Source organism: Pontiella agarivorans (assembly GCF_034531395.1).
In the GTDB taxonomy this organism is placed as follows: Bacteria; Verrucomicrobiota; Kiritimatiellia; order Kiritimatiellales; family Pontiellaceae; genus Pontiella; species Pontiella agarivorans.
This window is the reverse complement of record NZ_JARVCO010000012.1, coordinates 284,408-296,214: the sequence shown is the minus strand read 5'-3', so window position 1 is coordinate 296,214 and position 11,807 is coordinate 284,408. Positions and strand designations below refer to the sequence as shown.

Annotated in this window: 9 protein-coding genes; all 9 read right to left on the bottom strand. The window is 53.3% G+C overall.

Translation table 11 applies throughout. From position 1 onward, the window contains the following. Positions 1-75: 75 nt before the first annotated feature. Complete coding sequence (gene pnp, locus P9H32_RS14330; protein WP_322609595.1) at positions 76-2,181, bottom strand: polyribonucleotide nucleotidyltransferase; 2,106 nt, start codon at positions 2,179-2,181, stop codon at positions 76-78. Positions 2,182-2,341: 160 nt separating this feature from the next. Further along, positions 2,342-2,605, bottom strand: a complete 264-nt coding sequence (rpsO, locus tag P9H32_RS14325) for a 30S ribosomal protein S15 (RefSeq protein ID WP_322609594.1) — start codon at positions 2,603-2,605, stop codon at positions 2,342-2,344. Positions 2,606-2,829: 224 nt separating this feature from the next. Continuing rightward, complete coding sequence (locus P9H32_RS14320; protein ID WP_322609593.1) at positions 2,830-4,422, bottom strand: sulfatase-like hydrolase/transferase; 1,593 nt, start codon at positions 4,420-4,422, stop codon at positions 2,830-2,832. Positions 4,423-4,483: 61 nt separating this feature from the next. Then, positions 4,484-4,951 carry a hypothetical protein gene (locus tag P9H32_RS14315; protein ID WP_322609592.1) on the bottom strand — a complete coding sequence of 156 codons (468 nt, stop codon included), beginning with the start codon at positions 4,949-4,951 and terminating at the stop codon, positions 4,484-4,486. Position 4,952: 1 nt separating this feature from the next. Then, positions 4,953-6,251 carry a GTPase HflX gene (gene hflX, locus P9H32_RS14310; protein ID WP_322609591.1) on the bottom strand — a complete coding sequence of 433 codons (1,299 nt, stop codon included), beginning with the start codon at positions 6,249-6,251 and terminating at the stop codon, positions 4,953-4,955. A 68-nt stretch (positions 6,252-6,319) separates the two neighbouring features. After that, complete coding sequence (miaA, locus tag P9H32_RS14305; RefSeq protein WP_322609590.1) at positions 6,320-7,237, bottom strand: tRNA (adenosine(37)-N6)-dimethylallyltransferase MiaA; 918 nt, start codon at positions 7,235-7,237, stop codon at positions 6,320-6,322. Next, entirely contained in the window at positions 7,230-7,703 is a 474-nt protein-coding gene (lspA, locus tag P9H32_RS14300; RefSeq protein ID WP_322609589.1) for a signal peptidase II, read from the bottom strand. Before lspA ends, miaA begins: the two co-directional genes overlap by 8 nt. Before the next feature lie 173 nt (positions 7,704-7,876). Next, on the bottom strand, positions 7,877-8,398 hold the full coding sequence (locus P9H32_RS14295) for a TraR/DksA family transcriptional regulator (protein ID WP_322609588.1): 522 nt from the start codon (positions 8,396-8,398) through the stop codon (positions 7,877-7,879). A 96-nt stretch (positions 8,399-8,494) separates the two neighbouring features. Beyond that, positions 8,495-11,626, bottom strand: a complete 3,132-nt coding sequence (gene ileS, locus P9H32_RS14290) for an isoleucine--tRNA ligase (RefSeq protein WP_322609587.1) — start codon at positions 11,624-11,626, stop codon at positions 8,495-8,497. Positions 11,627-11,807 lie beyond the last annotated feature (181 nt).

Below are 11,807 nucleotides of genomic sequence, written 5' to 3'. Positions count from 1 at the left end.
AACCCATCATGGGCAGAAGACCACAAAAAAAGGCGCCCCGAAGGACGCCTTTTTGTATTTCCAGTGATTGGAAACTTATTCGCCGGCTTCAGCGGCATCGTTCAGCGCAGCTTTACGGCTGAGGCGAACACGGCCCTGATTGTCGATGTCGATACATTTGACCGTCATCGCATCGCCCGGCTTGCAGATGGAATCAACAGAGTCGATCCGCTCGTTCGCCATTTCGGAGATGTGCACGAGACCTTCTTTGCCCGGCATACATTCCACAAATGCGCCGAAGTCTTTAACCGCAATAACCTTACCCTGATAGGTACGGCCGATTTCGATTTCAGCGGTCAGGGCATTCACTTCGCGAATCGCAGCATCCATCGCTTCAGCGTCTACCGCAAAGATGTTGACGGTTCCGTCTTCCTGAATATCGATCTGAGCGCCGGTGCTGTCGGTGATCGCGCGGATATGTTTGCCGCCCGGGCCGATGAGGGCACCGATCTTTTCCGGATCGATCTGAACCGTGGTAATACGCGGTGCGGTTGCAGCAAGCTCCTCACGCGGATTGGCCAGTACGTTTTCCATCTGGTCGAGAATGTCGCAACGTCCCTTGCGGGCAATTTCGAAGGCTTCTTCAACCTGATCCCAGTCCATACCGTGTACTTTCAGGTCAACCTGGAAACCGGTGATGCCCTTACGGGTACCGACCACTTTAAAGTCCATATCGCCGCAGTGGTCTTCCACACCGAGGATATCGATCACTTCAACCGATTTAGCCTGACCGTCTGTAAACAGACCGACGGAAATACCGGCAACCGGTGCTTTCAGCGGAACCCCCGCATCCATCAGTGCCAGGCAGCCGCCGCAGGCCGATGCCATCGAGGAGGAGCCGTTGGAGCCCATCACTTCGGAAACAACGCGCACGGTGTACGGGAAGTCTTCCGGCATAACCGGAGCAATAGAACGTTCAGCGAGATTACCATGGCCGATTTCACGGCGGCTGGTCATGCCGAGACGTCCGCACTCACCGACCGAGTAGGGCGGGAAGTTGTAGTGCAGGATAAAGTTCTTTTCATCTGCACCACCGGTCACTGCGTCGAAACGCTGCGCTTCTTTGGTGGTACCGAGTGTCACCGTACAGAGCGTCTGCGTTTCACCGCGACCGAATACCGCAGAACCGTGCAGCTGCGGGAATACACCGACCTGAATATCGAGCGGGCGGATTTCAAGCATGCCGCGGCCGCCGATACGGGTGTTGTCTTCCAGCACGTTCAGGCGAACGGTTTCCACTTCCAGATCATGGAAGGCATGGAAATATTCGTCTTCCGTCATTTCCGGGAAGAGTTCCTGCATCTGCGGCTTCAATTCTTCCTTCAGCGCACTAACCGCATCCTGTCGTTCCAGCTTGCCGCCGATCTTCATCAGCTCTTTGAACTTTTCGCCGACGAGTTCGCGGGCTTTGTCCAGCAGCGTGGTATCTTTCGCTTCCGGTGCATACACTTTTTCCGGCAGGCCGAGTTCAGCACGCAGCTTCAGCTGGCCATCGATGATTTTAACCACTTCGGCGTGGGCCGTTTTCATGGCTTCAACAAATTCCGCTTCCGGGATTTCCTGTGCGGAACCTTCGATCATCATGACCTTTTCGCGCGATCCACAATAAGTCAGATCGATGTCGGACGCGGCCAGCTGGTCGTGATTCGGGTTGATGATCCATTCGCCATCGTTGCGAACGATGCGGACTGCGCCGATCGGGCCGTCGAACGGCAAATCAGTCAGCGTCAGCGCGGTGGATGCCGCGTTCACACTCAGAACATCGGTATCGAGCGTCTGGTCCGAGCTGACGAGCATGTTGTTGATCTGAACTTCCCGGTGGAAATTGTCCGGGAAGAGCGTACGGATCGGACGATCTGTTACACGCATGGTGAGGATTTCCTTCTCGGAAGGACGGGCCTCACGTTTGATGTAACCACCCGGAAAACGGCCGGCAGCATAAAATTTCTCGCGGTATTCCACCTGAAGCGGGAAGAAATCCACACCTTCTTTGGCTTCTTTCGCGGAAGTGACTGCGGAAAACACGACGTTATTGCCGATGCCGCAGGTAACGGAACCGTCCGCCTGCTGTGCGAGCAGTCCGGTTTCGAGGGTCATGGTTTTTCCACCGACCTCGAAGTCTACTTTGGTTGTACCCTTCATAACTTAATCTGCGCCCTTGCTAATTTCTGTTCTGAAGAGCGCACCTTTCCTTGTTGTTTTTGCCGTCCCGTTGACGGCGATTATATACGAAGCAAGCCCTTTACTTGTGATAAAGGGCTTACGAACGAATTACGGATTGTCGAACATCCGGTCAAACGACTTATTTACGAAGTCCAAGCTTACTGATCAGCTCTTTGTATCGTGCGTCGTCTTTTTTCTGCAAATAGCTCAGCAGCTTACGACGCTTGTTCACCATCATGATGAGGCCCCGGCGCGAACTGTGATCTTTTTTATGAACTTTAAGATGCTCGGTCAATTCCTTGATGCGGGTGGACAGCAACGCAACCTGTACCTCTACGGAACCGGTGTCCTGTTCGCCACGCTTGAATTCGTTTTTAACTTCAGCTTTTACTGCTTGATCCATGAGTATGGACTCCTGTTGATATAGTTCTCTCTCAAAAAGTAAGAGCGGGACTATACGCACCGCCCCACCCCGTGTAAAGCACAGTTTCTCAAGGTTTTTTCGCCAGTTTTCCAACCCTCGGAATACAGACCGGACCGGCAGCGAATGCTGAAAAAAACAACGAATATATATGGTTACAACCCATTCGTTGTTTTTCCTGCATTCGGTGCGCCTGAATCGCCAACCTATTCGATCACAAAATCCGGCTCGGCATCATGATTATTAAATTCCGGCAGGATGTTCTTCAGTTTATCACGTTCTGCACGGTGCGCCGCAGAGACCTTTTCCCAGTCGTTAATTTTTCGAAAACTGATCAGATCATCCGGCAACCGCCCGACATCCCACCATTTTCCATAGCCGTCCTTCATCACCTTTCGGCCCCGGATCAACTGCATTCCGCCACGATAGGCATAGATCCATTCGCGGTGCTCTTTCTGATCCGTGGTCAGGTACGGCCAGAGACTTTTTCCATGGATCTGATAATCGGCCGGCAGCTCATACCCCATAATATCCGCCAGCGTCGGCAGCACATCGGCAATATTCACCAGGATGTCCTGCTCACCTTTTTTTGTAAAATCCGCCCCCGGAGCATATACCATAAAAGGCACATGGCAGCCTTTCTGACGGTCCGGGCTCGCCTTGCCGTAGCCACTTGTCCCGTTATCCGCACAGAAAATCAGTACCGTATTATCCGCAATGCCCAGTTCCTCGAACTTTTTCAGATACTGCCAGATCTGAAAATCGATATATTCCACATGGGAATGCATACCGGGCTCCGTGACCGTACCATGCGTGTCATACTTCCCGTGGTCCCCCGTAACATTCGGTTCCGTCCGGATATATTTTTTTCCATCCCATTTAATGACCGGTGTTCCCGGCCATTTATTCCCCGACTCCGGATGCAGCCAGTCAAAACCGTCGTGCCCCAGATGGGTCGTGTGATAGACGAAGAACGGTTCGTCCTCTTCATGCTTCCGCTCCATGAAGTCGAAAATAAAATCGAGTTCCACATCCGGACCATAGGTATTGACGCCGTAGTTTTTACGGTCCTCTTCCGAAACCGGCCAATAGGTGCAATTCTGTTCTGCGGTAGCCGGCGGAACCGACGGATGATTCATCAGTGCCACAGACGGCTTCCAATACCACGATGTCTGAGCATAGTGCGACAGCTCAACTCCCGTATCTTCATTGACCTGCGTTTTCTTTTTTCCCTTCACCGTGGTCAGCACAAAATCGGTATAGGGATTTTTCGGGAAAAGATAGGAACCCGGTGTAAAAACGCCCTCGTCGAATCCGAACATTCGATGATCACATTTTTTCATCTGGGTTTTACCGGTCCACTGCGTTGCATATCCGGCCTTTTGCGCCACATGGCCGATCAGCAGCGGGGACGAAACATATAACGGAACCACCCAATCGGTTTTCTTTCCGTTTTTAACAATCCCTCCGAGATCACCATTGTGCCACCACTTGTGAAGATTGGCATAGCGCCCCGTCATCATCATTGCCCGGCTCGGTGAACACACCGTCGCCGCCCAGGCGGTTTTAATCCACACCCCCTCTTCCGCCAGTTTATCGAGCACCGGCGTTTTTGCCCGATAAGCTATATCCTGCGTATCCCGGCCCTTCGTATCACTCCAGACCGAACTTCCATAGAACGGAATTTCGCGCGCGGAAATATCATCCGCAAAAACCACGACCACATTCGGCTTATCCAGCCTTGCCGACACACTGACGGCACCCGCGGCCAGCAATCCCAATAGAATTCGTTTCATCATCTCATCCTTTCCAGAAGTTGGAAACCAAGCGATGAACGTAGCATGCCGGCACCCCGCCGCGTCAGCTGACCGAAAGTATTACCCCGTCCGCTCCCGCACGGAACGAATAGCTCTCCCCCTCGCCTTTTCCCGTCAGCGCACCGCCCACCGGCGATTCCGGCGTAATGACCGTGACGGCACTGCCGTCCACCTGCACCTCCGTACCGCCGCCGCACTCCAGCAGAATAAACCAGTCGGAATATCCATCCATCTCGGTTTCCACCAGCGCACCGACGCCGATCGGCCGGCCGGAAAAATCCGCCGGCTGAAAACTGCGCAGCTCCATCACGCCGGCCGAAAGCGCTTCAAACTGTTTCGCCAGGCCGCGCGCCAGATACGACTGCTCCAAACCGCACGTATCCCACTTGCTCTCCGCTTTGGCCTCCACATGCGTTGCGCCTTCCGCCGCCATTGCCTGGCCCTTAAGCTGCACCCGCAGCTCCTCTTCCAGTGCCGCAATCACGGCCTTCAAAATCTTCGCTTTATCCATTTCACCACTCCAGCTCTTCGACCGGGTCGATCGAAAAAGGTTTGCACTGCGCCGCAAGCTGCGGCGACACCCGGACGAGCAGTGCCGCATTCGGACCGTCATATTCCTCTTCAAGAATTGAGGCGTTTTTCTGCAGCGTCGAAAGCAGCTTGCCCTCGCTCAGCGGCACAGAAAGATTCATCTCCACCTTCCGGCCTTTCAGGCAGTCGGCCAGCTCATCAAAAAGAACATCAATATTTTCGCCCTCACGCGCCGAAACCGCCACCGATTTCGGGAACTGACGCTGCAGTCGTTTTGCTGCATTCCGGCCCTTCTCCGTGTCAATTTTATTGAAAACGTAGAGCATGGGTTTATCGAGTCCGCCGATTTCGTCCAGCACTTTATGCACCGCTTCAATCTGCGTATCCACCTGCGGATGCGATGCATCGATGACATGCACCAGCAGGTCGGCTTCGACCACTTCTTCCAGCGTCGCCTTAAAGGAATCCACAAGGTGATGCGGCAGCTTCTGAATAAAGCCCACCGTATCGGTCATCAGCATCGGCTCATGGTTCGGCAGTTCCACCTGCCGCGTCGTCGGATCCAACGTAGCGAAGAGCTGATTCTCCGCATAAATATCCGCGCCCGACAAGCGGTTCAGCAGCGTCGACTTCCCGGCATTGGTATAACCGACAATCGATACCAGCGCCCACCCATGGCGTTTACGCCCGCGGCGCTGTTCGGTACGACGGGTGCGCACCAGTTCGAGATCGCGCTTCAAGGTGCGGATCAGATCCTGCAATCGTCGACGGTCCATTTCGAGCTGTGTTTCCCCCGGCCCCTTCAACCCGATTCCGCCCTTCTGACGCTCAAGGTGCGTCCACATATTCCGCAAACGCGGCAGCAGATACTGATGCTGCGCCAGCTCAACCTGCAGACACCCCTCTTTGGTCTGGGCCCGCTGGGCGAAAATATCAAGAATCAGCTGCGTTCGATCAAGTACGCGGGTCTCAAAAACATTCTGCAGGTTGCGGCCCTGTGCCGGCGTGAGATCATCATCAAAAACCACCAGCGAAACCCGGTTTTCCTTAATCCAGTCGGATATTTCAGCCGCCTTGCCGGTGCCGATATAATGCCCGGCCTTGATCTTCTGCTGGCGGACCATAAAACGGCCCTTCACCTCCGCACCGGCACTCTCGGCCAGTTGCGCCAGTTCATCCATCGTATCTTTAACCCGCCACTCTTCCTCGTTTCTCAAAACGACACCAACGAGCACAACGGTTTCGACACTCTTATCTTCAGTTTCTAAAAGTTCAGGCATAGTGATTATTTAAACCATTAATTTTCACGAATGGGCACTCATTAGTGAAGTTTAGTGTGAATTAGCGATTAAAAAACAACAGGCGCCGGGCCGGTGTCTTTCCAGACATTGGAAACAGCGGCGGCCAGTTTTTCCAGCGATTGGAAAGCGGCGGTATCAATCCATTCCACATTCAGCTGATTGCGGAACCAGGTCATCTGGCGCTTCGCCAGCTGACGGGTACGGATCACCGTTTTTTCCTTTGCTTCATCCAGCGTCATTTCATTGTTCAGCACGGCAAAAGCTTCGGCATAGCCGATCGCCTGCATCGCGGTCTGTGACAGCTCGAGCTTGATCAGCGCTTCCGCCTCATCCAGCAGCCCGGCGGCATACATGGCATCCACCCGCATCTCAATCCGCTCCAGCAACACCGGCCGCTCAACATGCAGCCCCACCAGCTTCGGCTTCGGTCTGCTGTTCCAGGATCGGTCATACCGCCCGCTTCCGGCCGCCCGCTCCAGAATCCGGATCAGGCGGCGCGGGTTCTGCTGATCGTCTTCGGTCAGATTATTATAAAATTCAGCAGCTTCAGTTTGGGCCTGCTTTTCCAAGGTTTGGAAATCCAGCGCCTCCAGCTCATTCCGAAGCCTGGAATTTTCGGGGGCCACATCGTCGAACCCCTCAGTCAGACATTTAACATACAGCCCCGTTCCGCCGGCAACGATGATATCGCGCCCCGATTGGAACGACGGGCGCACGGCATCCAGATAGGCCGCAACATTGAATTTTTCGGTCGGGCCGGCGAGATCAAACCCGGCATAGTCCGCTTTTTTCCGATCCTCGGAAGTCGGCTTGGCGGTACCGATATCCATGCCGCGGTAAATGTTCATCGAATCGGCCGAGACAATCAGCTGCCCTTCCCGCTCCGCGATATACTGCGCTACGGCACTTTTCCCTGAAGCGGTCGGCCCAATCACAAAATAAGCATGCAGGCCGGCATCAGGCATTTTCCGCTTTCTCTTCCTGCTTTTTCTTATCCAGAAAACTCATCACCAGAAAAACCACAAATACAATGCAGATGGCGGAATCAGCGACGTTGAAAGAGGGATATTCATAGGTGCCGAAAGAGAACGAAAGAAAATCGGTCACCCAACCGAAACGGATACGATCAATCAGATTTCCGGCAATCCCGCCGAAAAGCAGCCCCATCAGAATTTCATTCCGGCGTTTCCCCTCAATGATCTGATTACGAAACCAATAGAGCGCCACCATCACACCGAATGAAATCAGAATAAGGATAATGCCGTGCCCGGCAAGCAGATTCCATGCGGCGCCGTCATTGCGCACATAGACAATATTAAAAAAACCATCGATAACCGGAATAGAATCCCCGTAAACCAGATGGGCACGTATCCCCTGCTTCGTCAGCTGATCCAGAAAAAGAACGGCCAAACCTATGATAAGAATGAGCATTTCCCCTCCAGAAAAAATCCGAATCCCGAATGTTGCAATTCAAAACAAGCCCAATACGCTAAACGACAAAACCCGAAACAGTTTCTGTCATTTGAGCGCTCCAAATTTCATCCTGGTTTCGGGTTTTGTTTTTCGTACTTCGGATTTTTCCGAAGCGGTACACCACGTCTCGGCTACATGCCGTGCATGGTGCTGCCGAACGGACGGTAGGTTGTGGCCTGACCCTTCTCAATTTCGTTCTGTGCCTTGATCGAGTAGCGAACGTACGGCAGGGCCTCGAGGCGTTCGATATTAATCGGCTCATCATACATTTCGCAGATGCCGTATGTGCCTTTTTCGATGCGACGGATTGCTTCGTCGATTTCGAACAGCACATCCTGCTCATTGGAAAGCTGATTGAGCGCAAATTCGCGGTCGAAGGTGTCAGTGCCCTGATCGGAAAGCGACGGATCACGCTCCGTGGAACTCAGAGAATCCCGGTTGATGGAGAGAATTTCACCAGTCACCCGTTCACGCAGACTCAGGAGACGGTTAAGCTGCTCCTTCAACTGCTTGTTGGTAAAATGTTTGTTTTTCCCGATTTTTCCGCTCAGCGGACCGCCGGACGTCATTGCCACGGGCGAAGCTGATTTCCCAGCTTTCTTTGCCGCGGTCTTTTTTGCGGCGTCTTTTTTAGCAGTCTTTTTTGTAGCCATTTTCGGTTGTACTCCAGTCAAAATTCAGTTCCGAACCCAAATAAAGGGTTGCGTATTTATCATCTGCCCTATGCCCTGTCAATCAGCATATCGACCTCATTCAGCCGTCGTAATGGACACCGCACAGGCGTGTCCGTTCAAATCTAATTCCGTACCGTTTTCCACACCATTTTCCGCAATTTCACAGGAAAGCGCCAGCGTTTCCCCGGCGATATACGCCCGGTGTCCGGCAACCGCTTCCGCCACCTCTTCATCAGAGCTGAAAGCGACATGGATGCGCTGGGTAATCTCCAGATCCATTTCTTTACGCAGATTCTGTACCTTATTTACAAATTCCCGCGCGAGCCCCTCCGCAATCAGGTCATCGTTCAGTTGTGTATCCAGCCCGACCACCAGTGCGCCTTCCGCGCTCACCGCCATGCCCTCTTTCGGATTGCGGACAATTTCAATATCGGCCGAAGTCAGCTCTACCGTCTGACCTTCCAGCTCAACCGCAACGGTTTCACCGCCGGAAATCTGCGCAATCTGTTCATCCGTCAGACTGTTGATCAGCGGAACGGCCTTTTTCATCAACGGACCTAATTTGGGACCGAGCTGTTTAAAATTCGGCTTCGCCTGAATGGTGGCCAGTTCCGAGGAATCGGTTCCGAATTCCACGGCGCGCACATTCAGCTCGTCGGAAATCAGACTTTCCAAGGCCTGGATATTGGCCAGCAGATTCGGGTCATCGCAAACCACATGCATTTTGGCCAGCGGCTGGCGGTTTTTCAGTTTGTACTCGGCGCGCAGCGTCCGACCCTGCTCGACCGCGCTCATCACCATGGCCATCTGACCTTCAAGCACTTCGTCTCGCTTGGCGTCGGCAGCGGTCGGGAAATCATTCAAATGAACCGATTCCGGCATATCTTCGGTTTTCAGATTCTGATAGATGGTTTCCGAAATAAACGGTGTAAACGGTGCCGCAATTTTGCAGAGGCCCAGCAGCACATCGTAGAGCGTCGAATAGGCCTGCACCTTATCGGTGTCGTCTTCGGTTTTCCAGAATCGGCGGCGCGAACGACGGATATACCAGTTCGTCAGATCTTCAATAAATGCCACAAACGGGCGAACCGAAGCCTGCAGATCATAACGATCCATCGCTTCCGTCACCTGCTGTTGCAGACGCGCCAGCGAGCTCTGGATCCAGCGGTCCATCAGATTATCACGTTCCGGCACCGACTGCGCCGGCGTCCAGCCGTCGATATTGGCATAGGTCACGAAGAAGCTGTAGGCATTCCACCACGGCAGCAACAGATGGCGGAGCGAATGCTTCACTCCCTCTTCTGAAAAACGGAGCGATTCTGCCCGAACCACCGGGGAATAAATCATATAAAGACGGAGCGCGTCGGCACCGTATTCGTTGATCACGTGAATCGGATCCGGATAGTTTTTCAGGCGCTTGGACATTTTCAGCCCGTCTTCCGCCAGCACCAACCCATTGACGACCACATTTTTGAACGCCGGCTTATCGAACAGCGCCGTGGAAAGCACCATCAGCGTGTAGAACCAGCCGCGCGTCTGATCGAGACCTTCGGCAATGAAGTCGGCCGGAAAGTTGGCCTCGAAATGAGCTTTGTTTTCAAAGGGATAATGATTCTGCGCGTACGGCATGGAGCCGGACTCGAACCAGCAGTCGAGCACCTCCGGCGTGCGTTTATAGGTTTTTCCGTCCTTTTCGATGACGATTTCGTCGACGTAATGCTTATGCAGATCCTCGACCTTTTCGCCGGACAGCTCTTCGAGCTGCTCGATGGACGAAATGCAGATCATGTCGGATTTATCTTCAATATTCACCCAGACCGGAATGCACGAACCCCAGAAACGGTTGCGGCTGATATTCCAGTCCTTCGCGTCGGCCAGCCAGTTGGCAAAGCGTTTTTCGCCGACATAGTCCGGCATCCAGTGCACGCCCGAATTATTCGCCAGCATTTTTTCGCGCAGGTCTTCCACGCGGACATACCACGCATCGATGGCGCGGTAGATCAGCGGCGTGTCGGTGCGCTCGCAGAAAGGATAGCTGTGCTGAATCGTACTTTGATGAATCAGCTTTCCGCTATGCTTCAGCGCCTTAATGATCGCTTTGTCGGCGTCTTTGCAGAACTGACCTTCATAATCAGGAACCCTGGATGTGAAAACGCAGTCCTCGTCAAGCGGGTCAATCAGCGGAATATCGACAGCGCGGCAGATGCGGTAATCGTCTTCACCGTAGGCCGGGGCCATGTGCACGATACCGGTACCGTCCTCCGTCGATACAAAATCATCGTTCAGCACCTGAAAAGAATTCGGGTTATCAGAAAAGAAATCGAAGATCGGCTCGTATTTCAGCCCCTTCAATTCGGAGCCCTTAAAGGTTTTGAGGATTTCGTACTCCTCTTCCTTTTTATAGTAAGCCGACAAACGCGCTTCAGCCAAAACAAAGATCTCGTGCGTCTCTTTATCCTTAATAGCGACATAATCGATATCCGGACCCGCGCAGATAGCGAGGTTGCTCGGCAGCGTCCACGGCGTGGTCGTCCAGATCAGCGCCGACGCATTTTCAAACTCGAAATCGAGCAGTTTCACCCGGACCGTGATCGCCGGATCCTGCACATCCTGGTAGTTGCGACCGGCCTCGAAGTTGGACAGCGGCGTGTTCAGCTTCCAGCTGTAGGGCATGATCCGATGGGCCTTATATATACGGTCCTGCTTCCAGAGTTCGGAAAATACCCACCAGATCGTCTCCATGAACGGTTTGTCCATGGTTTTATAATCATTCTCAAAATCGACCCAGCGCCCCATGCGGGTAACGGTTTTTTCCCACTCTTCCACATATTTGGTGACCATCGAGCGACACTGCTCGTTGAACACGTCGACCCCGGCCTCCTGAATGGCCGGCGCTCCGGCGAGCCCCAGCGCTTCCTGCGCCAGCGCCTCGATCGGGAGCCCGTGGCAGTCCCAGCCGAACCGGCGGGAGACATAATGGCCGCGCATCGCCTGATAGCGCGGAATAATATCCTTGATGGTGCCGGCGAGCAGATGACCGTAGTGCGGCAGTCCGGTGGCAAAAGGCGGTCCGTCATAAAAAACAAATTCCTTACTGCTTTCACGAATTTCCAGCGATTTCTTAAAGATATTCCTCTCCTTCCAAAGTTGAATAATCTCCTCTTCCATCTGCGGAAAACTGACTTTGCTGGATATTTCACGGAACATACGCTATACCTCATCTGTTAAAAGAAGCGGAGAATGTAGCGACTGCCCTCCCCCTTGACAAGAAGGCAGATCCGCCAATTTCCGCGCAATGACACCACGAATACCGTCTTTTTATTCAATGGGACGAACAACAGCATATTTCCGGATATCAAAAAATCGGAGTTGGACACAAAATCCCAAT